At 59.1% G+C, this 22,282-nt stretch carries 24 protein-coding genes and 1 tRNA gene; 13 read left to right on the forward strand and 12 right to left on the reverse strand.

Annotated features, from left to right (window positions below; genetic code table 11):
* The first annotated feature begins 2 nt into the window (after window positions 1–2).
* Together ABD815_RS13300 and ABD815_RS13305 are read left to right on the forward strand one after the other, a co-directional pair.
* Window positions 3–446, forward strand: a complete 444-nt coding sequence (locus ABD815_RS13300) for a TrgA family protein (protein ID WP_344847803.1) — start codon at window positions 3–5, stop codon at window positions 444–446.
* Window positions 443–1,288 (forward strand): NUDIX domain-containing protein, encoded by an 846-nt coding sequence (locus ABD815_RS13305; RefSeq protein WP_344847805.1) that lies wholly within the window; start codon window positions 443–445, stop codon window positions 1,286–1,288. Before ABD815_RS13300 ends, ABD815_RS13305 begins: the two co-directional genes overlap by 4 nt.
* Here the strand turns inward: ABD815_RS13305 and ABD815_RS13310 are convergent.
* The 3 genes from ABD815_RS13310 to cobA all read right to left on the reverse strand — a co-directional run bounded on the left by ABD815_RS13310 (window position 1,285) and on the right by cobA (window position 4,698).
* The gene (locus tag ABD815_RS13310; protein ID WP_344847807.1) at window positions 1,285–2,496 is read right to left on the reverse strand and encodes an MFS transporter; all 1,212 of its coding nucleotides are present in this window, start codon (window positions 2,494–2,496) and stop codon (window positions 1,285–1,287) included. The genes ABD815_RS13305 and ABD815_RS13310 overlap by 4 nt on opposite strands.
* 76 nt (window positions 2,497–2,572) lie before the next feature.
* Entirely contained in the window at window positions 2,573–3,841 is a 1,269-nt protein-coding gene (locus ABD815_RS13315; protein WP_344847809.1) for a cobyrinic acid a,c-diamide synthase CobB, read from the reverse strand.
* Window positions 3,838–4,698 carry a uroporphyrinogen-III C-methyltransferase gene (gene cobA, locus ABD815_RS13320; RefSeq protein WP_344847811.1) on the reverse strand — a complete coding sequence of 287 codons (861 nt, stop codon included), beginning with the start codon at window positions 4,696–4,698 and terminating at the stop codon, window positions 3,838–3,840. The genes ABD815_RS13315 and cobA overlap by 4 nt, the downstream gene beginning before the upstream one ends.
* Window positions 4,699–4,791: 93 nt before the next feature.
* Here cobA and ABD815_RS13325 point away from each other — a divergent pair, with 93 nt between their 5' ends.
* The 6 genes from ABD815_RS13325 (at window position 4,792) to ABD815_RS13350 (ending at window position 8,994) form a co-directional block, all read left to right on the forward strand.
* Window positions 4,792–5,832 (forward strand): cobalt-precorrin-5B (C(1))-methyltransferase, encoded by a 1,041-nt coding sequence (locus tag ABD815_RS13325; RefSeq protein ID WP_344848650.1) that lies wholly within the window; start codon window positions 4,792–4,794, stop codon window positions 5,830–5,832.
* On the forward strand, window positions 5,829–6,557 hold the full coding sequence (locus tag ABD815_RS13330) for a cobalt-precorrin-6A reductase (RefSeq protein ID WP_344847813.1): 729 nt from the start codon (window positions 5,829–5,831) through the stop codon (window positions 6,555–6,557). The genes ABD815_RS13325 and ABD815_RS13330 overlap by 4 nt, the downstream gene beginning before the upstream one ends.
* Window positions 6,539–7,177: a DNA-3-methyladenine glycosylase family protein gene (locus tag ABD815_RS13335; RefSeq protein ID WP_344847815.1), complete on the forward strand. Its 639-nt coding sequence runs from the start codon at window positions 6,539–6,541 to the stop codon at window positions 7,175–7,177. Before ABD815_RS13330 ends, ABD815_RS13335 begins: the two co-directional genes overlap by 19 nt.
* A complete protein-coding gene (locus tag ABD815_RS13340; protein ID WP_344847817.1) occupies window positions 7,177–7,854 on the forward strand; it encodes an alpha/beta hydrolase in 678 nt (225 codons plus the stop codon). Before ABD815_RS13335 ends, ABD815_RS13340 begins: the two co-directional genes overlap by 1 nt.
* Before the next feature lie 120 nt (window positions 7,855–7,974).
* Window positions 7,975–8,103, forward strand: a complete 129-nt coding sequence (locus ABD815_RS13345; protein ID WP_344847819.1) for a hypothetical protein — start codon at window positions 7,975–7,977, stop codon at window positions 8,101–8,103.
* Window positions 8,104–8,409: 306 nt separating this feature from the next.
* Window positions 8,410–8,994 carry an HNH endonuclease gene (locus tag ABD815_RS13350; protein WP_344848652.1) on the forward strand — a complete coding sequence of 195 codons (585 nt, stop codon included), beginning with the start codon at window positions 8,410–8,412 and terminating at the stop codon, window positions 8,992–8,994.
* 55 nt (window positions 8,995–9,049) lie between these two features.
* Here the strand turns inward: ABD815_RS13350 and ABD815_RS13355 are convergent, their stop codons facing one another.
* Entirely contained in the window at window positions 9,050–9,994 is a 945-nt protein-coding gene (locus ABD815_RS13355) for a radical SAM protein (protein ID WP_344847820.1), read from the reverse strand.
* Between the two features lie 241 nt (window positions 9,995–10,235).
* Here ABD815_RS13355 and zwf point away from each other — a divergent pair, with 241 nt between their 5' ends.
* From zwf to pgi, 3 genes are read left to right on the forward strand one after another with little or no spacing between them, the layout of a single operon-like run.
* Complete coding sequence (gene zwf / locus ABD815_RS13360) at window positions 10,236–11,690, forward strand: glucose-6-phosphate dehydrogenase (RefSeq protein WP_344847822.1); 1,455 nt, start codon at window positions 10,236–10,238, stop codon at window positions 11,688–11,690.
* A complete protein-coding gene (gene pgl / locus ABD815_RS13365; RefSeq protein ID WP_344847824.1) occupies window positions 11,687–12,358 on the forward strand; it encodes a 6-phosphogluconolactonase in 672 nt (223 codons plus the stop codon). Before zwf ends, pgl begins: the two co-directional genes overlap by 4 nt.
* A 29-nt stretch (window positions 12,359–12,387) precedes the next feature.
* Window positions 12,388–14,004: a glucose-6-phosphate isomerase gene (gene pgi, locus ABD815_RS13370; protein ID WP_344847826.1), complete on the forward strand. Its 1,617-nt coding sequence runs from the start codon at window positions 12,388–12,390 to the stop codon at window positions 14,002–14,004.
* Here the strand turns inward: pgi and ABD815_RS13375 are convergent, their stop codons facing one another.
* From ABD815_RS13375 to ABD815_RS13400, 6 genes are all read right to left on the reverse strand, one after another.
* The gene (locus ABD815_RS13375; RefSeq protein WP_344847828.1) at window positions 14,005–14,292 is read right to left on the reverse strand and encodes an SCP2 sterol-binding domain-containing protein; all 288 of its coding nucleotides are present in this window, start codon (window positions 14,290–14,292) and stop codon (window positions 14,005–14,007) included. It lies immediately after the preceding gene.
* Between the two features lie 103 nt (window positions 14,293–14,395).
* A tRNA-Gly gene (locus ABD815_RS13380) sits at window positions 14,396–14,469 on the reverse strand.
* A gap of 74 nt (window positions 14,470–14,543) precedes the next feature.
* Window positions 14,544–16,577, reverse strand: coding sequence for an ASKHA domain-containing protein (locus ABD815_RS13385; RefSeq protein ID WP_344847829.1), 2,034 nt, complete (start codon window positions 16,575–16,577; stop codon window positions 14,544–14,546).
* On the reverse strand, window positions 16,574–17,143 hold the full coding sequence (locus tag ABD815_RS13390; RefSeq protein WP_344847831.1) for a pseudouridine synthase: 570 nt from the start codon (window positions 17,141–17,143) through the stop codon (window positions 16,574–16,576). Before ABD815_RS13390 ends, ABD815_RS13385 begins: the two co-directional genes overlap by 4 nt.
* Window positions 17,144–17,182: 39 nt before the next feature.
* On the reverse strand, window positions 17,183–18,175 hold the full coding sequence (locus ABD815_RS13395) for a methyltetrahydrofolate cobalamin methyltransferase (RefSeq protein WP_344847833.1): 993 nt from the start codon (window positions 18,173–18,175) through the stop codon (window positions 17,183–17,185).
* 1 nt (window position 18,176) lies between these two features.
* On the reverse strand, window positions 18,177–18,491 hold the full coding sequence (locus ABD815_RS13400) for a virulence factor (RefSeq protein ID WP_344847834.1): 315 nt from the start codon (window positions 18,489–18,491) through the stop codon (window positions 18,177–18,179).
* A gap of 222 nt (window positions 18,492–18,713) precedes the next feature.
* On the opposite strand from ABD815_RS13400, the gene ABD815_RS13405 reads away from it, so the two are divergent.
* Entirely contained in the window at window positions 18,714–19,829 is a 1,116-nt protein-coding gene (locus ABD815_RS13405) for a Ppx/GppA phosphatase family protein (RefSeq protein ID WP_344847835.1), read from the forward strand.
* A gap of 58 nt (window positions 19,830–19,887) precedes the next feature.
* Here the strand turns inward: ABD815_RS13405 and ABD815_RS13410 are convergent, their stop codons facing one another.
* Complete coding sequence (locus ABD815_RS13410; protein WP_344847837.1) at window positions 19,888–20,445, reverse strand: lipid-binding SYLF domain-containing protein; 558 nt, start codon at window positions 20,443–20,445, stop codon at window positions 19,888–19,890.
* Window positions 20,446–20,742: 297 nt separating this feature from the next.
* On the opposite strand from ABD815_RS13410, the gene ABD815_RS13415 reads away from it, so the two are divergent.
* The gene (locus tag ABD815_RS13415; RefSeq protein WP_344847838.1) at window positions 20,743–21,159 is read left to right on the forward strand and encodes a DoxX family protein; all 417 of its coding nucleotides are present in this window, start codon (window positions 20,743–20,745) and stop codon (window positions 21,157–21,159) included.
* 43 nt (window positions 21,160–21,202) lie between these two features.
* On the opposite strand, the gene hemB is transcribed toward ABD815_RS13415, so the two are convergent.
* Window positions 21,203–22,201: a porphobilinogen synthase gene (gene hemB / locus ABD815_RS13420; RefSeq protein WP_344847839.1), complete on the reverse strand. Its 999-nt coding sequence runs from the start codon at window positions 22,199–22,201 to the stop codon at window positions 21,203–21,205.
* Between the last annotated feature and the right edge of the window lie 81 nt (window positions 22,202–22,282).

Raw genomic sequence — 22,282 nt, forward strand, 5'->3', positions numbered from 1 at the left:
ACATGCCAACAGGCCCTAAACTCGTAGCCGCCCTTTGGTTCGCCCTGTTGGGGTGGTTCGCCGCCGAATTGGTCAAACCCTATCTGCCCGACGGCACCCAAGTCAGAAACATGTCCCTGATTGCAGCCGGATTTGGCGGTCTGGTCGGATGGGTGTTTATGGGACGTCGCGCGGGTGACACCATTCAGGCCGCTTATGCCTATGGCCTGTCTTCATCTGTGCTCCTGTCCTTTTGGACGATTGGCTATTTTGCTCTCGAGACCATGCTGAAACGCGCCCTCGACAAACGCTACAATGGCGCGGTCGAAGCACTCTTGGGGATGATCGACACGATGGCGGAATACGCCCTCTATGTCGTCGCGCGGCCCGACGTGGCTATCACGCTGGTCATCGGCGGGTTGTTTGGCGGATGGCTGACCGAGAAAGCCGCTGACCGTTGGGCATGAAGACGCCCGACCCGCTTGTGGATCGATACGGACGTGAGGTGGCCGAATTCATACGCGCCGCATTGGCGGGTGATGAGGCCTATTTAACCGAAGATTTCATCGCCTTGGCCGCGCAGGAAGTCGCGCTTTATCATGGCGAGCGGAGTGTCGATGAGGTGCGTGCCGTCCGCGCGATGATCCTGACGCGGGCATGGGCGCGCATGAGGGCAGGACGCAAACGCCCCCTGCATGGATCACGCAATCGCCACAGCCGCGATGAGATCACTGTCCAGAAACGCGACATTCCCTATTCCTATTTCTTTGCCGTCGAGGACAGCACGCTAACCCATCGCCGCTACGACGCGGGCACCACCGATGAAATGGATCGGGCGGGTTTCCTCATGGCGGATGCGGTCACCGTTCTGCCCTATGATCCGGTGCGCGACAGGGTGCTGGTGGTCGAACAGTTCCGCTATGGCACCTATGTGCGCGGCGAAGCCAGCCCGTGGATGTTAGAACCCATTGCAGGTCGCATTGATCCGGGCGAAACCCCGAATGAAACAGCGGCCCGCGAAGCGCGCGAAGAGGCGGGGCTCACCATCGGTGCGCTCCACCAAATCGCGGAATTCTACCCCTCTCCGGGGGCCGCGAGCGAACATATCACCAGCTACGTCGCGATATGTGATTTACCCGATGGATGTGCGGGTTCCGGTGGTCTGGACGATGAACACGAAGATATCGCGGCCAGCCTCTACACCTATGACACGTTGATCGAGATGTGCGATGCGGGACAGCTCGACACCGGACCGCTCTATCTCTCCGCGCTGTGGCTGGCGCGTCATCGCGACCGCCTGCGCGCCTAGCGGTTCTTTGGCTGCATCATAAGCCAGATGAGGGCCGCCCCCGCGAGCGTCAGCAAGGGGATCATCGCGATATTCACGGCCGTCCATCCCTCCTGTGCCGATCCGCCGGAGCAGTTCATCAACCCGCCAGAGGCCAAGGACGCGACCGTCACGCCACCAAACACCAACAGGTCATTGAACCCCTGAACACGTCCCCGCTCGGAGGGTTCATGCGCAGACGTCAGCATCGCCGTCGCCCCGATGAAGCCAAAATTCCATCCGATCCCGAGCAACACGAGGGCGATGAAAAAGTTCTCCAATTCAACCCCCATGAGACCCACAACACCGGCCAGTCCGAGAATGACCAAACCTATTCCCATGATCCGTTCAACGCCGAATTTGGAAATCAGGAAACCGGTGAAGAACGACGGCACGAACATCGCGAGCACATGCGCAGAGACCACGTCGGCGGCCGTGTTTTTCTCAAAACCGCACCCGACAACCGCCAAGGGTGTGGAGGTCATCACGAGGTTCATCAGCGCATAGGAGACCATCGCGACAATGATCGCGACCGCAATCCGCGGGGTTTTGAGAAGCTCCATCCGGGACCGGCCAAGGCTCTCGCCAGGTTTGGCAACCGGTGGTTTGGGGATATCGAGAAAGATGAACAGGAGCGACCCGAGGACGTTGATCGCGATCACCGCCAAATAGGTCCCGAGAAAGGTGATAACCAGCATATCTGCAGTTAGCTTGACCAGCTGTGCGCCCACGATTGCCGACACCACACCGCCTGCGAGAACGTAGGAGATCGCCTTGGGCTTAAACGCCTCATCGGCCGTGTCCGTGGCCGCAAACCGGAAGAAGCCCTGCGAGGATTGATAAACGCCCGTGAAAAGACCGCCGAGCACGAAGAGCCAAAAGTTTTGTTGGATCAACGCCATGGCACCAATAGCGGCGCCAATGGCACCGGCGCCAGCGCCGACAAAGAACCCCGCGCGTCGTCCATAGCGCTGCATGATGCCCGAAAGCGGAGTCGCCGATAGCATCGAGCCCAAAACCGTCGCGGAAATCGGGAGGGTCGCAAAGCAGATATTGCTGGCCAGCGATTGTCCCGCCAATCCGGCGATGGTGAAAATCATCGACATCTGCGCGCCCAGAAACGCCTGTGCGGCCACGAGAATCCACACGTTGCGCCGCGCGGTGGTGCTGGGGCGAGCGATGTCGGTCATGGACAACTCCTAAAGGTTTCGCTCACCATGTGACGTGAGGGATGGGGCGAGGAAAGTCGACAAATGGGCGCAGTCCTCAGATGCGATCAATCAAATGGAGAAATGACCCGCTCACGGACCCCGCACGCAGGCCCGTTGGTCCCAGGTCACTTCCTTCGGCATCCTGGGACGCGGCAAAGGGCTGGCCTTCGGATTTCAAGGTGGTCGCATAATGGAATTCATGCGCCTTCCATCGGCCGTGGAACGGCCCCCCGGCAACCTGAGCATCGCGATACCCGAGAGAGAGTTTGCGTTGGGCAAATGAGGTTTCAAGCCGCAGCAGCCCCGCCATTTTGTGGCGCACGCCTTGGCCATCGACCATCCCGTCGCCGAGCACCATAAAGCCACCACACTCACCATAGACCGCCCGCCGCGCGGCCGCTTCGCGCAGTGCCTGGAGAAAATGATGGTTGTTTGCGATCCGGCCCGCATGGAGTTCGGGATAGCCACCGGGTAGATAGATCAGATCGGCCACCGGCGTCGTGTCACCCGCCAAGGGGCTGAACAGGCGCACCTCGGCCCCCTGCGCGCGCCAGTCGGCGAGGAGATGCGGGTAGCTAAAGGCAAAAGCCGCATCTTCGGCAACGGCGATCGTCTGTGCAGGCGGCGCTGTGCGCGGATGGGCGGGCAGGGTGGTGATGTCATTGGCCAGTATGGCCACCGCGTCGAGATCAACGGTTTCTCCGACGATTTTGCCCGCACGATCCAGAAACACGTCGAGATCTTCGCGTTCTTCTGCCTGAACCAACCCCAGATGGCGCGACGGGAGCGAGAGATCGCCATTGCGGTGCAGCGCGCCGAGCACAGGAATGTCCAACGGTGCCAAGGCCGCGCGCAACATCGCCTCGTGACGGGGGCTGCCAACTTTGTTGAGGATGATCCCACCAATGTGAACCTCGGGGTCATGGCGCGCAAAACCGGCCACGATCGCGGCCACAGATTGGGCCATACGGCTAACGTCCACCACGAGGATCACGGGAATCCCGTATAGCCGCGCGAGATCGGCAACGGCACCTTTCCCTGTTGGCGGGGCACCGTCGAACAGGCCCATAGCCCCTTCGATCAGGACCAAATCCGCGCCATGCAAAAGCGCGCTAAGACGTTTAGGTCCCATCGCCCATGCGTCCAGATTAACGCAAGGCTGACCGCAGGAATGGGCATGGAAACGCGGGTCGATATAGTCAGGACCCGATTTGGCCCCCTGAACCCTAACGCCTCTTGCGCTCAGGGCGCGCAAAAGTCCCAATGTGACCGTCGTTTTTCCCGAACCGGAATGGGGCGCCGCAAGAATGACCCCGCGCGTCACGTAGTGACCTCATCAGGGCGACCGCGGCCGAGGGGATCAAGATTGCGGGGGGCTTCGCCGCGCATCAGCGCCTGCCAATCGAGAACCTGCCGCATGAGAACCGCACGCCCGACACAGATAATGGCGGGCGGCCCCATTTCTGTCTGCGCAATATCATCAAGCATTTCCCCAAGCGTGGTTTCGAGGACCTTTTGGGTCGCCAATGTGGCTTGGCTGACGATGGCGACCGGTTCGCCTGCAGGTCGGCCAGCTGCCATGAGGGCGTCGCGGATCTGGGGGGCGTGGGCCATCCCCATATAGATAACGATCACTCCCGAAGCCTTTGAAATAGCGTCCCAATCCAGAGTGGTCGGTGTTTCGCCTTTTTGATCGTGGCCGGTCACGAATGTCACGGCTTGGTTGACGTCGCGATGGGTGACGGGGATGCCTGCATAGGCGAGGCCGCCGATACCGGCCGAAATTCCCGGCACGATGCGGACCGGTATATTGTGCTGGATAAGGGTCTGTGCCTCTTCGCCGCCACGCCCGAAAACAAACGGATCACCGCCCTTGAGCCGCAACACGCGTTTGCCCTGCTTGGCCAGATCAACAAGACGCAGCGAGATATCGGCCTGCTTGGCCGAGGGTTTCCCCCCGCGTTTGCCGGCATAGATTTTCTCGGCGTCCGCGCGTGCCCAGTCGAGGATTCCCTCGCCCACAAGGGCGTCATAGACGATCACATCAGCCTGACGTAGCGCGTTCAATCCATGCAACGTCAATAGGCCCGGATCACCGGGCCCGGCTCCGCATAGCCAAACCCATCCGGGTTCCATCGAAGGCCAGTCGTGATCGGGAAAGAAAGGGTTCGATTCGCTCATACCGGATTTATGACCAATGCAACGCGGCGGGGGAAGGCACGAGCGATGAAAAACCCCGTGGCGCTCCGTCGCGCGCCTTCTATAGTTGCGCCGATGGAAGAGACCCCGAAACTCAGACGCGGCTGGACAACCGGCGCCTGCGCAACCGCTGCGACCCGTGCGGCACTTCACGCCCTGTGGGGTGAGGGGTTTCCACAGTCCGTGCGCATCACCCTGCCCAAAGGCGAACGTCCGGTGTTTTCTCTGTCGCATCGCGCCGAGGGCGCAGGATGGGCCGAAGCGGGGATCATCAAGGATGCAGGCGACGACCCCGACGTGACCCATGGCGCCGAAATCCGCGTGCGCGTGCGTGCCTCGCACGGAGGCGTGACCTTCAAGGCGGGCGAGGGTGTCGGCACGGTGACTAAGGCTGGATTACCGATCCCCGTAGGCGAACCGGCGATCAATCCGGTTCCCCGACAGATGATGATCGCACAGGTCGAAGAAATGGCCGCGCGCCTCGGTCAATCTGGCGATATCGAAATCACGGTGAGCATTCCTGGTGGCGCAGAGATCGCCCAAAAGACATGGAACCCGAGGTTGGGGATCAAGGGCGGCCTATCCGTCCTCGGCACAACTGGCATCGTTCGTCCGTTCTCTTGTGCAGCATGGATCGCCTCGATCCACCGCGGTATCGACGTGGCGCGCGCAGAGGGATTGACCCATGTCGCGGGATGCACGGGCGCGACGTCAGAAAAGGCGGTGCGCGCCCGCTACGACCTGCCTGAGGGCGCTATGTTGGATATGGGTGATTTCGTGGGGGGGATGTTGAAATACCTCGCCAAACACCCCGTCGAGCGCGTCACGATCGGGGGCGGTATCGGCAAGATTGCAAAGCTCGCGCAAGGCGAAGTCGATTTGCATTCCAAACGCTCTCAGGTTGATTTTGGATACTGGGCAGACGCACTCGGGGACCCGAACCTTGCGCAATCCAACACGGCGTTGGAAATCTACGAACAAAAGGGGGCTGACTTTTCCACTCTGGTTGCACAAAAAGCGCTGGAAACGGTTGAGGCGCGCTTTGGTGGGCACGGGATTGCCTATGACATCGTCGTGATTGACCGCAGTGGAACCGTCATCGGGAGAGCGGGATGATCCTTTTGCTTGCGGGCACGAAAGAAGCCCGAAATCTGGCCGGTTATCTGGCTCAGGCGGGGATCGATTGCATCGCCTCTCTGGCGGGCGTGACCCAATCCCCCTACGAATACCCCCTCGAAACCCGCTCGGGCGGGTTCGGTGGGGAGGAGGGGTTTCTCTCCTTTCTAGCCGCGAAAAAAATTAGCGCAGTCATTGACGCCACGCACCCTTTCGCAACGCAGATAACCGAGCGGACCGCCAGATTATGCGCCGAGCGCGCCATTCCCTACCTGCGCTATGAACGACCCGAATGGCGGTCGCGCCACGGGGATGCATGGCACGAAGTTGCTAGTATTGAGGATCTCGCCGCGATCATCCCAGTGGGCGCACGTGCGTTTGTCGCGACGGGAAAACAGACCTTGGACGCCTATGCACTGTTGGGTGATCGCACTCTTTTCTGCCGCGTGATCGATCCGCCGTCTGAACCCTTCCCCTATCCGCAAGGCGGCTACATCGTGGCACGTCCGCCCTTTACAGAGGCCAGCGAGCGCGCGTTGTTCGAAGAGGTGAAACCCGACTGGCTGGTCGTCAAAAACGCCGGCGGCGCATCGGGGCGGGCCAAACTGGATGCCGCGCGCGCGCTCGGGATATCGGTCGCCATGATCGCACGACCGGCCCCGCTCGACGGGATTGAACGTCGTGAACAGGTGCTCGACGCGTTGGAATGGGCAGAGGCACTTTGAGGATCATTGAAACACCCGATTGTGTGGCCGAGGGTGCGCAGTACCTCGCGGATATCGAACCGCGATTTGCGCATGCGCTGGCACAGACTGGCCCCTTGCCGCTGCGCCGCAAAAAGGACGGGTTCGACCAGCTCCTCTCCGCCATTGTCAGCCAACAGGTTTCTGTGGCCGCCGGATCTGCAATCTGGAACCGGCTAAAGTCGGCCAAACTGACAGGTCCGCGCAAAGTCCAATGGGCCAGCGAAGAGGACCTGCGCGCCTGCGGGCTGTCGCGCCAGAAAATACGTTACGCCAAGGCATTGGCGGACGCGCGCATCGATTTTGCCGCTCTGCGCGAGGCATCAACCCAAGAGGTGATAGACACCCTGACGGTTGTTCCCGGAATCGGGGTTTGGACGGCGGAAATCTACGCCATGTTTTCGCTCGGACACGCCGATGTCTTTGCACCGGGTGATCTGGCACTACAGGAATCGGCACGCATGCTGTTCGATTTGCCGGAACGACCAAAGGATCGCGCCCTTCGTGAAATGTCCCAAGAGTGGTCGCCATGGCGGGCAGTTGCGGCGCGGTTGCTATGGGCCTACTACCATGTCGAGAAACAACGTGAAGGGATCAGGTAATGGGCCAATTGGTGAACCACACACGCGATAGTCTTTCGGGACGCACCGGTTCGATTGTTGTCTTCCTGCATGGTTACGGCGCGGACGGCAAAGACCTGCTGGGGCTGGCCGATCCGCTCGCCGAGCACCTTCCTGACACCGTCTTTTGCGCACCCGATGCGCCAGAGCGCTGCATCGGCAATCCGATGGGGTTCCAATGGTTCCCGATTCCCTGGATCGACGAATCCTCGGAGGAAGAATCACGCGCGGGCATGTTGCGCGCCGTTGACGAGTTGAACGACTATCTCGACGAACTTTTGGTCGATCACGGTATTGAACCCGACCAATTGGCGCTCTTTGGGTTTTCCCAAGGCACCATGATGGCGCTTCAGGTTGCCCCGCGCCGCGAAGATCCTGTGTCCTGTGTCGTGGGCTTTTCGGGACGTCTTTTGGAGCCTGAAATGTTGGAAGACGAAGTGCGGGTCAAAATGCCTGTGCTCCTGGTTCACGGTGACAGCGACGATGTTGTTCCGCCCCAAGCGCTACAGGAAGCAGGGCAGGCGCTCCAAGCAGCCGGTTTTGAAACCTATGCCCATGTGATGCGCGATACCAGCCACGGTATTTCCCCCGATGGCCTCTCGGTCGCCTTGGCGTTTTTGCGTGAAAAGCTGGGCTACGATACCCGGAACGGCGAATAATCGCCGCTTTTTACCCCGAATGTAGCGTAAAAGCGGGTTTTTGCGGCTCTGCCGCGAGGCTCCCCTTGACCCTGCCGTTTTCACTGATACATCCTTAGAGTGTAAGTAGGGAGATAGCTCATGAACACCATCTTGATGACCGTGATCGCATTTGTTGCAGTCGGCGCAGTGGTTGCAAATGTCCTTTCCCTATCGCATCAGCCACGTGCAATCCGCGTCCGTGTTGAGGACCGCAAGCGCCGGTTCTAAGGCTGCTCCTGTGCAGTGCTTTCATTCATGGCAGTGCGAGCGCGGCTGCGATTTCCCCTGAGTTTCCATTGAGCGTGCGACCCGTCTATGGGTTCGTGAATTGTGCGCATTTCGGTTGAACCGTATCGCGTTTGCCGAAAAATGCGTCACTGAGATGTTACGGAGCGCGTGTAACTCTCTGCCTATAGAACACATAGATGCAGGGGCTTGCCACATTGGTGCCCCGATATATAGTGGAACTATCTGAGGGCGGGCTGGCCCGTCCTTCGACCGAGAGGTATGTAAGGCGGGAGCGTCGCGCGGATGATGGACGGCGATTTTAGAACTCATTTTGTACGTGAACCGAATGCGGGAAAATCAAATCCGGCGTTGGTTCTGAATGCGGATTATCGACCGCTTTCCTACTACCCGCTATCGCTGTGGCCTTGGCAGGAGGCGATAAAGGCGGTGTTCCTCGATAGGGTGGATATCGTCGCTGAATACGACGACTTCGTGCACAGTCCGAGTTGCAAGATCAGGATCCCCTCGGTCGTCGTCCTGAAAGATTATGTGAAACCTCAAAAGCGCGTGGCCTTCACGCGCTTTAATTTGTTTTTACGGGACGAATTCTGTTGCCAGTATTGCGGATCGAAGGGCGATTTGACCTTTGATCACGTGATCCCGCGCGCGCGTGGCGGCATCACGTCTTGGGAAAATGTGGTGGCGGCCTGCTCGCGCTGCAATCTCAAGAAGGGGTCAAAATCACTCCGGCAGGTTGGGATGACACTACGCAAACCGCCGCGACCACCAGCCGCGGAAGAGTTGCGCAATCTGGGCCGCAGATTTCCACCCAACCACCTGCATGAAAGCTGGATGGACTACCTGTATTGGGACAGTGTTCTCGAGGCGTAGTTTGGGAGTAATAGTCGAGCGTAGTGAATGAGTTACGAGCTGTAATTAATCCAATCTATGCGGAGCAGGACGCGCCACCTAATACGCAGAATTTGGCGCAGTGGGGATGATTTAGCGCGACTTCCCCTGCGGCACCTTCCAGAGTCGGGCCTAGGTCGAATTGACGATCATAGGGAAGCAGGGTGCAGGCAACCACGGACGGCGCTTCACCTTTGCGCTTCACCACCATTCGGCTCGACGAACACATCACATCGCGGGGCGATTTATGCAGGATGCCCCAGCATTCCGTGGTGATCTCCGGGACGTCAACAGTTTCATCCATTTCTGGAAAAATGACTGTGGTTGTAGGATCTTGGGCGTCGATCTTATAGTTCCGGTCTTGAAATAGAGCGGCAAATCCGGTGCGCGCATCGGCGTCGGTTTCATCCCACAAAGACCGCGCCGCAACGGCCATGTTGAAGCCATTGTCCCGAAGCCAATCCATACCAAGCAACGTGCGCACAAAGCTGCCTTTGCCACGCATCGCATCATGGTTTTCGCCGCTATGGTGATCGAGCGATACGCGCAGGGTGAGGCGATCGCCGAATTTTTCACGCAGGTGGAGAAGGCCGGCCTGAACCGCGGGGCGCATCATCGGTGCCATAGCATTTGTCAGAACCAACACTTCATACCCGCGTTCCAGCGACACACGCGCCATTTCGATCATCTGCGGGTTCATGAACGGCTCGCCGCCGGTGAATGCGATCTCGCGCACAGCCCAGTCGAGGTTGGCCATTTCATCCAGATAGGACAGGACATCTTCTACACTCAGATAGGCGAGGGCGTCGTTTGTCGGTGAGCTTTCAATATAACAGTTCACGCAGGTGATGTTGCAAAGCGTGCCCGTGTTGAACCAAATCGTCTGGGGATCGGACAGGGCGACACGCGCCCGTGTTTCGCCTTTTGCGGTCACGAAGGGATCAGTGAACTTTGCGGGGGTGGCGATGCTGCTGTCTTTCATAAACCATCAATCAGTGTTTGTTTGTCGGGATGCTAAGGCACTGGTGGGGTGGGTGAAAGCCCCGCGCGGCGTCACCCACGAGGTCGTGATAGCACCGGCAGTGCCGCGAAACACTTGTGGGTCGTGACAGGGGTGCTAGACTCGCTGTCAAACGCGGAGTAAACCTTGCTCGTTAGCGCTAACGACATAGCCGGCCCCAAATCGGTCTGCTCGGTGTAAAGACCGGATATAGGAGAGAATTATGGTTTCACGCGTCATTCCTGTCGACGATTTCGACCTCGTCATATTTGGAGCGACCGGCGACCTTGCGCGCCGCAAAATCCTCCCCGGACTATACCGCCGGTTCTGTTCCGGCCAAATGCCTGAAACAGCGCGCATTATCGGTGCCGCGCGTTCAGAGCATGACGATGCAGAGTTCCGCGATGTGGTTCGGGCGGCGATCAACGAATTCTCCAAAAAGAATGACTGTGACGACGATCGCATCGGCGAGTTTTGCGAACGCATCCACTACGTGACAATCGACGCGCGCGGCGAGGGCGGGTGGTCCGACCTCAAAGGGTTGGTACGGTCCGGTGTCGTAAATGCCTACTATTTTTCCGTCGCGCCGAGCCTTTTTGGTGACCTTGCAGAGCGCCTGCAAAGCCATGGGATTGCGGACGAAAACGCGCGGATCGTGGTTGAAAAGCCGTTTGGGCGGGACCTCGCATCTGCCAAAAAACTGAACGCAGACCTCGCCAAGCATTTTGAGGAAACCCAGATTTACCGCATTGACCATTATCTGGGCAAAGAGACCGTTCAAAACCTGATGGCCGTGCGTTTCGGTAATATCCTGTTCGAACCTCTGTGGAATTCACAATACGTCGATCACATCCAGATCACGGTGGCCGAAACCGTCGGTGTCGGTGGGCGCGGCGAGTATTACGATAAATCCGGTGCCATGCGCGACATGGTTCAAAACCACCTGATGCAGCTTTTGTGCCTCATCGCCATGGAACCGCCGAGCCGTTTCGAGCCGGATTCAGTGCGCGATGAAAAGCTCAAAGTCATTCGCGCGCTAGAGCCCGTTGATCACCACAACATCGTGCGGGGCCAATATGATGCGACCAAGACCGAAGCCTCCTATCGCGAAGATGCAGGCGATCCCAAATCGCGCACAGAAAGCTATATCGCGCTGCGCTGCCTGATCTCGAACTGGCGTTGGGCGGGCACACCGTTTTATCTGCGCACCGGCAAAAAGCTCAAGGCACGCACTTCCGAAATCGCCGTCGTGTTCAAAGACGCCCCGCATTCGATTTTCCCCGAAGATGCCGGTCGCCATGCCAATGTTCTCGTCATCCGCCTCCAGCCGAATGAAGGCATGACCCTTCAGGTGACGATCAAAGAGCCTGGACCGGGGGGCATGCGATTGATTGATGTGCCTCTAGATATGTCCTTTGCCGAGGCGCTCGGCGAAGAGGCCGAGGATATTCCGGACGCCTACGAACGCCTGATTATGGATGTCATTCGTGGAAACCAGACATTGTTCATGCGCGGCGATGAGGTCGAGGCAGCATGGGCGTGGACCGACCCGCTGATCCATGGATGGGAAGCGCGCCATGACGTACCCAAAACTTATGATGCCTATTCCAGCGGTCCTGAGGATTCATCCATGATGCTTCACCGCGAAGGGCGCCGGTGGCGGGAGTTAAAAGAATGAACCTGATCGAATATGCAGATCGCGATGCGCTGATGCTCGGTCTGGCCAACAAGATTGCCGGAGAATTGCGTGCCGCGTTGAATCATAATGACCGGGCGACGTTCTGCGTGCCCGGCGGGTCGACACCGGGACCGGTTTTCGAAACGCTCTCGGCCGTTCATCTCGACTGGAGCCGTGTTGATGTCATGCTCAATGACGAACGCTGGGTGGATGAAACATCGCCCCGCTCCAATACCGCATTGCTCAAACGAACCTTGCTCAAAGATCAGGCCGCTGCCGCGCGGATGGTCCCGCTCTACACCGATCGCCCAACACCCGAGGAGGGGCTGCCGCTCTTGCTCAAAGGGGTGAAAGACGCGCTGCCCATCGATGTTCTGCTTTTGGGCATGGGCACGGATATGCACACGGCGAGTCTGTTTCCCGGTGCAGATCAGCTCGATCTCGCGCTTTCGGATGAAGCGCCCGAATTGCTGGCCATGCGCGCACCTGGTGCACCCGAAGCACGCATCACATTGTCCGCACAGGCGTTGAAGTCCGCCATCGCGACCCATCTCCTCATCACAGGGGACGAAAAACGGGCCGCATTGGAAACCGCACGCGGTGCGAGTGCCCAAGATGCGCCTGTCTCGCTGTTTCTGCCCGAGGCCTCCGTTCACTGGGCGGCCTGATCAATCCATAACGTTCCATCGGAGGCCCCATGACCGTTGATTTTTCCGCGCTAAAGACCCTGCAAGACAAATCGCGCGACCGCCATATCCTCGATCTGTTTGCCTCGGATCAAAACCGTGCCGAAGCGTTTTCGGTTTCCGCCGACGGGCTCCTTTTCGATTACTCCAAAACCAACATCGGGACCGAAGAACGTGATGCGTTGATCGGATTGTTGGAGACGGCAGGGGTTGCGAAGAAACGCGCGGATTTGTTCTCGGGTGAAAAGATCAACGACACAGAGGGACGGTCCGTTCTTCACACCGCACTGCGCAACATCGATGGCGGTCCGGTGATGGTGGACGGCAAAGACGTGATGCCCGGTGTGAAACAAACCCTCGCACGGATGGACGATTTTGCGACGCGGGTTCGCCGCGGCGACATTACCTCCCATTCCGGCTCACCTTTTACCGACATCGTAAATATCGGGATCGGGGGCTCTGATCTTGGTCCGGCCATGGCCTATCTGGCGCTGGCGCCATACGCCGATGGTCCGCGTTGCCATTTTGTGTCCAATGTCGACGGCGCGCATATCGCAGACGTGCTTGATGGCCTTAATCCACAAACCACGTTGCTGATTGTCGCCTCGAAAACCTTCACCACCATCGAAACCATGACCAATGCCCAAACGGCAAAGGACTGGTTGGTGGAGCATGTTGGTGAAGAGGGCATCTCCAAACACTTTGCAGCGCTGTCGACCGCGCGCGACAAAACGGCTGCGTTCGGCATTGATCCCGATCTCGTCTTCGGGTTCGAGGATTGGGTTGGGGGGCGTTATTCCATCTGGGGGCCGATTGGATTGTCCCTAATGCTCGCGATCGGCCCGCGCCATTTTGCCGAATTCCTGCGCGGGGCACAGGCGATGGATACCCATTTTCAACAAAGCGACTGGGCCGACAATTTGCCCGCCATGCTGGCCCTCGTGGGCCTATGGCACAATCAGGTCTGTGGCCACGCCACGCGTGCTGTCCTGCCCTATGAACAACGCCTTTTGCGACTGCCTGCGTATTTTCAGCAGTTGGAAATGGAAAGCAACGGGAAACGCGTGGCCATGGATGGCAGCGATCTACCGTTTGAGTCCGGACCTGTGGTTTGGGGCGAGCCGGGCACCAACGGGCAACACGCGTTCTATCAGCTCATCCATCAAGGGACCCGCGTGGTTCCCTGTGAATTCATGGTCGGTAAATCCGGCCATGAACCCGATCTGACCCATCAGCACACTTTGCTGGTCGCCAATTGCCTCGCGCAATCGGAGGCCTTGTTGCGCGGTCGCTCGCTCGATGAGGCCCGCGCGATCATGGCGAAAAAGGGTTTGACGGGTGACGAACTCGAACGCCAGGCGCGCCATCGCGTCTTTCCCGGCAACCGCCCTTCGACAACCTTGGTCTATGACAAACTCACGCCCTACGTTTTGGGCCAGATCATCGCGCTCTATGAACACCGCGTGTTTGTGGAAGGCGTCGTGCTCGGGATCAATTCCTACGACCAGTGGGGTGTCGAGCTCGGCAAAGAATTGGCCGTCGCCCTGCAACCCGTTCTCGAAGGCAGCCAGAGCGCCGACGACAAAGACGGATCAACCCGTCGCCTCGTCGATTACCTCAAAGGCTGATCAGCCGAAAAGGGATCCGAATTTCGCGGCGGTCTTAGCATCGCCCGCGATCTTCATCTTGCCAAACAGGATCGCCTTCATCGGGTGCAGGTCACCATTGAGGATCTTCTGCAGCGTTACCTGATCGGAGATGACGGCACTATCGGCGCGCTCATCGGACACAACCGCATCACTGCCGCTGATGAAAATGTTGCCGACTTCCTTGATCCGCAGGCTCACGGTCTTTTCGAAAGTATGACCCTTGAGGCGTTCGTTCAGGGCGACGCATGCTGTTTCGAGAAATGTCATTTCGCTCTCCTCATTTGACCTGTCGGTAGGCCATCGCTACGCCAAGCGAAAGCAAAACGTCGCGTCCGAGCCGCGGTAGTCAACCCATGGACATGTGAGGAGGTGGAGCGGGTGAAGGGAATCGAACCCTCGTATTCAGCTTGGGAAGCTGCTGCTCTACCATTGAGCTACACCCGCATGCGCGATGGAGATAGTCAAAGCCCGTCAAAGCGTCAAGCGTGATCGCGTGGCACGGGCCTGATCAATCCGGGTTACCGGCGCCGACCACGTCGGCCTCGCGACGCGCTGTCGCCACTTGTGAAATGTGGATCGGGCAGGGGTACGACGGCACGCAGACCCGCAAAAGGGTCGCTCGCATGTGGAATGCCATTTGCGGCGACAAAATGCTCCTGAAACCGCGGCGCAAGTGCGGTTTCGATCTTTGTGATTTGCGACACCAGTGCTTCGACTTCGCGCCGTGAGCCACGATTGATCAGCGCGATTTGCGCGCCCGTTCCGGCGGCATTACCCGCAGAGGTCACATGTTCCAAGGCACAATCAGGGATCATTCCTAAAACCATCGCGTGCTTTGGCGAAATATGCGCCCCGAACGCCCCGGCGAGAACGACGCGATCCACCTGATCGACGTCGAGCTCATCCATGAGCAATCGCGCGCCGGCATAGAGCGCCGATTTGGCCAGTTGAATGGCGCGAATGTCGCCTTGGGTGACGGAAATGACCGATCCGCCCTCTGCGGACCCGTCATAGAGAAGATATTCGAATGTCCGCCCCGTCGGGCGACACCGCGTTGTTCCCACCGCATCGGGTGACCCCACGAGGCCTTTGGCGTCCACAATGCCGGCCATGCGCATTTCCGCGACCGCTTCGATAATGCCCGACCCGCAGATGCCGGTCACGCCGGTGGCCAGCACCTGATCGGCGAATTCGGGATCATCCGACCAGAGGTCACAGCCAATAACCTTGAACCGCGGCTCTTTCGTTTCGGCATTGATTTCAACCCGCTCGATGGCACCCGGTGCCGCGCGTTGTCCCGAAGATATTTGCGCCCCTTCAAAGGCAGGACCCGTCGGCGACGAACAGGCCAGAACACCCGACTTATTGCCCAAAAGGATCTCTGCGTTCGTGCCAACATCGACAATCAAAGTGAGCGGTTCGGATTTCTGCGGCGCCTCGGAGAGCGCGACAGCGGCGGCATCGGCCCCGACATGTCCCGCGATGAGAGGGAGAACATAGACCTGCGCTTCGGGCGCAAGTGTGAGACCAATATCGCGTGCCGGCAGGTCGAGAGCCGAAGACGTCGCCAGAGCAAAGGGTGCCTGTCCGAGCGGCACAGGATCAAACCCCATCAACAGGTGATGCATCACGGGGTTCATCACGAAGACGGCTTCAAAGATGTCCGTGATTGCCAAACCGGCTTCGAGGGCAAGTTCGGCTGCCAATGTGTTGATCGCCTCACGCACCGCAGACGTCATTTCAGCCGCGCCGCCATCGTTCATCATGGCGTAGGAAACGCGACTCATCAGGTCTTCACCAAACCGGATTTGCGGGTTCATCACACCGCCGGATGCTTTTACCTCTCCCGACACCAGATCGGTGAGATGCGCGGCGATGGTCGTGGACCCCAAATCAATCGCGAGCCCCATGACCGCAGGCTCTGCAAAGCCCGCCCAGACACCGACGATACGCGGAGCCCCTTCGCGCGCTTCATTGACGGCCAGCGTGATTTTGTAATCGCCGGACATCAGCGCGCTTTGCACCCGTGACAGCATGGCCGTGCTGAGGGTAGGGGACGACAACCCCCATTGCGCGGCCAGTGCTGTGCAACACCGTTCCCAATCGCCGGTCGGAGCGTGCATATCGGCCGGTTCAACTTCGACGTAGTAGAGCCGCGTTGCCGCATCCATATCGATTGCGCGGGTGGTGGCAGCTTTGCGCACGACCTGTTTGTGGACCTGACTTTCAGGCGGCACGTCGAGGACGATATCGCCCTCGATACAGGCCTGACACCCCAGACGGCGACCGATTTTCAGGCCCCGAATGCGGTCATATCGCTCTTCGACGGCATTGAATTCGCTCAGCGCATCTTCGCGCGCGGTAATCCCGTGTTTTGAATGCTGACCAAACGAAGGCTGCACTTGGCATTTCGAACAGATGCCACGCCCGCCGCATACGGAATCCAGATCGACGCCCAACTGACGCGCGGCCTGCAGCACAGGCGTTCCACGCGCCACGCGACCGCGTTTGCCCGACGGGGTAAAGATCACCAGTGGGTCTGTATCGCTCATGTCATTGCCTTTCGCGGATCGTCGTCGCGCCATGCGCCGCTCTCCAAGCCGTCCAATTTCCACGGGCCCACTGCCACACGCACGAGGCGCAAAGTAGGGAACCCCACATGGGCCGTCATACGACGGACCTGCCGGTTGCGTCCTTCGGTAATTGTGAGTTCGAGCCAACTGTCGGGTACGGATTTGCGATACCGCACCGGAGGCGTGCGCGGCCAGAGCCAATCGGGTTCGCCAATCGCGCGCGCGCGCGACGGACGCGTCGGACCGTCCTTCAGGACGACACCGGCGCAGAGTTTCTTGATCGCTTCGGGCGTGATCTCGCCCTCAACCTGCGCGAGATAGGTCTTGGACATTTTATTTTTCGGATCGGAAATGCGCGCCTGCAATGCCCCGTCGTCGGTCAACAGGAGCAAACCTTCGCTATCGCGGTCCAACCGGCCCGCTGGATAGACCCCGGGCACGTCCACAAACGCGGAAAGGGTGCGCCGTGGCGATCCTTCTGTGCCCTTGTCGGTGAACTGAGACAGCACATCGAAGGGTTTGTTCAAGCAAATGAGACGCGTCACACCCGCCCTTTCCTATGCTCTGCGCGACGGCAGGCGGGATTATCCCCGACGCCGACGACCACCCTCGCGGCCGCGTCGACCACCAGACCGGTCAGCGCCCGCAGCGGTCGCCGCCTCGGCGAAACTCGCCCCTTCCGCCACGGCCGCAGCCACACGCGAAAACGCGATCCAAGCTGTTCCGTCAGGGTCGTGGTTCATCAACAGGTTCGCGGCACGAACGGCTTCCATTTCCTGCACCCGCACTGGGTTCATGATGGCCGAGGTCATTCCCGCCCCAATTGCCATCGGCAGGAAGGCTGCGTTGATACCATGGCGCAGGGGCAGACCGAAGGACACGTTGGACGCCCCGCAGGTCGTGTTCACACCCAGTTCTTCACGAAGACGGCGCACCAGAGTGAACACCTGCTGACCTGCCGTCGCCATCGCACCAATCGGCATGACAAGAGGATCAACCACAATGTCATGCGCCGGAATGCCAAAATCTGCCGCCCGTTCGACGATCCGTTTGGCAACCGCAAAACGCACGTCAGGGTCTTCGGAAATGCCGGTGTCGTCATTGGCAATGGCCACCACGGGCACGTTGTATTTCTTCACCAACGGCAGGACGCGTTCCAACCGCTCTTCCTCACCGGTCACCGAGTTCAACAGCGGGCGACCTTCGGCCATTTCCAAACCGGCCTCGAGAGCATCGGGCACCGAGCTGTCGATGCACAGCGGCACATCCACAATCGCCTGAACGCGCGCTATGAGTTCACGCATCAACGGCGGTTCGACAAAGTTGTTGTCGGCGTAGCGCGGATCTTCGGCCATCTTGTTAGAGAAAACTGCGCCCGAGTTGATGTCCAAAATATTGGCACCACAGGCCACCTGTTCCAAAGCGTCGCGTTCGACGGTGGAAAAATCCCCCAACTCCAACTCCGCCGCGAGCTTTTTGCGCCCCGTCGGATTGATGCGTTCGCCGATCACACAGAACGGCTCGTCAAACCCCATGATGACGGTTTTAGTTTTGCTTTCGATCACGGTGCGGGTCATGTCAGCTGTCCTGTGTCTGCGGCGCAAAGCCGTCATTCGCGATTAGGGCCAAGAGGCGGGATTTGTCGTAGTCTGCGTCGAGTGTTGCCGCGCGGGCATCTGCGGCGGACTGGGGGTCACCCTCAGGGCATGGTTCTGACACATCGCGCCATTCTGCCATATAGGCATCCCCTTCGGTGGCCCCGACTTTCATCGCCACGCGGTCAATTGCCTGCTCGAAACGCTCAGGTAGGATCGCGCGCGCGGCTTTGCGGCCCCGTCCAACACGCACTTGTGCAGGGATATCACGCCAGAAAATTATCGTCAGATCGCTCATCGGGGCCTCTCATTCGTCTGGCGCAAACAGATACCCCGCACGGGGCTTGCGCGAAAGGGCCGTGAGCGCGAAAAATTCTCATGATCATTGTGAGCCGATGGGCCACCGATATCATTGTGAGCCGATGGGCCACCGATTGTCTGGTCGCGCGCACCTGCGCTCTTGCTTGATCGCGCGGGAGTGGCATATGGTGAGACCAACTCGAAATGGAGGGCGTTCCAAATGACGCCCAAGCGTCCCACAGGTGCGGGCGCGTTCCCGAAACCGGTTGAGCCCGCCGTGCCTCATACCGCCGCCGATCCAGCCGCGCTCTATGCCGCGCTGGATCTCGGCACCAATAGTTGTCGGATGCTGATCGCCCAACCCAAGGGCAGTCAGTTTCACGTAATCGACAGTTTTTCCAAATCTGTGCAACTCGGCGCGGGATTGGAGGCTTCGGGGCGTTTGTCGCGCGCGTCCGTTGGCCGCGCGGTGCAGGCGCTAAAAGTCTGTCAGAAAAAGCTCGAAAAACACCATGTGAAGAACATGCGGTTGGTTGCCACCGAGGCCTGTCGGCGCGCCGACAATTCTCGTGACTTTTTGCGCCGCGTGAGCCGTGAAACCGGATTGCGCCTCGAAATCATCAAACCGGAAGAAGAGGCGCGGCTGGCAGTTATTTCTTGCGCGCCACTGGTGTCCACCAAAACCGAACAGCTTCTCGTCGTTGATATCGGGGGCGGGTCGACCGAACTGGTGTGGATCGATCTGTCGTCGGTCCCCAAAATTGACCGCCCACGCGCGATCATGAGGTTGCACACCGGTTTCAAACCCATCGAAAGTCGTTTTCCCCACGCCAAGGTCGTCGACTGGATTTCGGTGCCCTTGGGCGTTGCGACATTGATGGAGCAGTTTTCGGACGTGGATGACGACTCGGCGCGGTTCGCGTTGATGTCGTGGTTTTTCGAGGAAAAGTTGGCCGATTTCACGCCCTACGCCAACGAAAATGCGCGTGAGGGGTTTCAGATCATCGGCACGTCGGGAACCGTTACCACGGTCGCGGCCTCCCACCTCGGACTGCGGCGCTATGATCGCAACAAAGTCGACGGGCTTCGCATGACCTCTGAACAGATCGACCGCGTCATTCGCGACTATCTCGACCTCGGGCCGGTTGGGCGCAGGCGTGATCCCCGTATCGGCCGCGATCGCCATGAATTGATCATGTCGGGTGCGGCGATCCTGCAGGCGCTTTTGCGGATTTGGCCGACCGACCGGCTATCGGTCGCGGACCGCGGTCTGCGCGAAGGGTTGCTCTATGCGCAAATGACCGCAGACGGTGTTCTCGAAGAAACCGTTCCCTAAATCACAAACGCCGCCCCGAAAGGGCGGCGTTGTTATGTCAGTGATCCTTGCGACCAATTTAGGGAATGATGCGCGAATACTTTGTGCCATTGATCGTCGCACCCGCCAAAAGACCAGCCTGTCCAAAGACAACCGCGATCACCGGCGACAGCGACGTAATGGTCTCTGCAGATAGGTTTTCGCCACGGTTTGATACCGCATATTCGATATCCGCACCCGCGGCCCAACCCGGGGATGCGCGGAAACCCTGCAGCGCTTCCTGTGTCATGAAGAAGAGAACATGGGCGTATTGCTGTGCACCGATCTGCAGGCCGAATGACGCCTCGGTTGCCGAGTAGTAATCGACGGTCGCACCGCCAACGCGCAATGCGCCGCGCCCGTAGGAGCCGCCAATCCCAAAGCCGGCCTCGGTGACCAGTGGCATCACCAATTGACCGACCGATTTGTCGCGCAGGGCGGCCGTTCCGGGGTAATTGTTATAAAGCTGGGATAGCGTGGAGTCGACGCGCGCATCGATTGTGGTAGCGCCCGTGCCGCGCAGGCCGTTGTCGCAGGCGGCGAGGAGGCCGGTTGCGCCGAGACCGATCATGAAGGTGCGACGGTTGGAATGTGTCATCTGACTGCCCTTTATACTGCTGTATCTACTGCCAATGTGTTTTGGCGGGATCTTTGCCCCGTTGACGCAAAGGTTAAGACTTGCGAGCCCGCTTGTCACCGCGAAACCACGCGAGGTGGGGGTTTCGCGCGCAACCGAGGGCGAAAAATTGGCGAGATCCCTGAGAAGGGCGCATTGTTCTGTGCGCAGTTGCACAGAAACTGTCCCGTTACAGCGAATTGAGTTGCCGTGGGACATAGGACATCAGTCCCCGCACACCGCCACTATCGGCGCAGACAAATTCACGAAGGAACTATCATGCAAGACCTCACCAAATACGCAGCGCCTGCGGGCCGTATTCTCCTCGCGATCATGTTCATCATGTCGGGCCTGCAAAAACTCGGCGCGCCCGCCGGCGTCGCCGGTTACATTGAATCCATGGGGCTTCCCGGTTTCCTCGTTTGGCCAACAATCGCGGTCGAAGTGCTCGGTGGTATTGCGCTTGCCGTGGGTTATCAAACACGCATTGCCGCTCTCGCGCTGGCCGGTTTCACGTTGCTTGCAGGTATCCTGTTCCACCTCGTTCCGTCCTTCGGGATGGAAGGTTACGCCGCACAGGGTGAAATGATTTCCTTCATGAAAAACCTCTCCCTGACCGGTGCATTCTTGTTCATCGTCTCGGTTGGAGCAGGCGCCTATGCCGTGGATAATCGGGCTGCCAAAGTAGCTGCGTAAATCAATCAAACATGAAGAAGGCCGGCAATTGCGCCGGCCTTTTTTATACCTTCAGGGCGCGTGCCACTTCAGGCGCAAAATAGGTCAGGATGCCGTTGCACCCTGCACGCTTGAAACACATCAGGCTCTCCATCACGACCTTATCGCGGTCCAGCCACCCGTTCTGGGCCGCAGCCACAATCATCGCGTATTCACCGGACACCTGATAGGCAAACGTCGGTGCGCCAAACCGGTCTTTGACCTGCCGACAAATGTCGAGATAGGGCATCCCCGGTTTCACCATCACCATATCCGCCCCTTCGAGCAAATCGCGCTCGACCAATCTCAGCGCCTCATCGGCGTTCGCGGGATCCATTTGATAGGTCTTTTTATCGCCCTTCAAGGCACCGGATGCGCCAACGGCATCACGGAACGGACCATAAAACCCCGAGGCATATTTCGCAGCGTAGGACATGATCGAAACCTTGTCATAACCCTCGGCCTCAAGCGCGCGACGGATTGCCCCAATGCGCCCGTCCATCATATCGGAAGGTCCGATGATATCCGCGCCGGCGCGTGCCTGCGCCACAGCCATTTTGACCAGCGCCTCAACGGTGCGATCATTGACGATCTCGCCATCAACGACAAATCCGTCGTGCCCATTGATGTTATAGGGATCGAGCGCCACGTCGGTCATGACCGCCATGTCGGGCAGGGCGTCTTTGAGCGCGCGGATCGCACGGTTGACGAGGTTGTCGTTATCCCATGCCCCCGCGCAGTCCTCGGTTTTCAGATCGGGTTCGATATAAGGAAACAGGCAGATCGCAGGTATGCCGAGGTCATAGGCCTCTGTCGCGGCACCCACCAAACGATCAATCGTCAAACGCGACACGCCCGGCATCGCGTCAATCGGTGTGGCGTCATCCATGCCTTCGCGCACAAACACCGGCCAGATCAGATCGCTCGCGGCCAGATGGTTTTCGCGCACAAGTCCGCGCAGGCTCTCCATTTTCCGTGTCCGGCGCAGGCGCGTGAGGGGGAAGGGGGCGGTGGTGCGGGTCATGGCGGGACCTTTGAATAACGTGAACGGGCGGGGTTCAGGGGTGACATGGATTTTCAACGCCATCAAGGGTAGGAATCGCCG

Source organism: Celeribacter arenosi (genome assembly GCF_039539485.1).
GTDB lineage: Bacteria > Pseudomonadota > Alphaproteobacteria > Rhodobacterales > Rhodobacteraceae > Celeribacter > Celeribacter arenosi.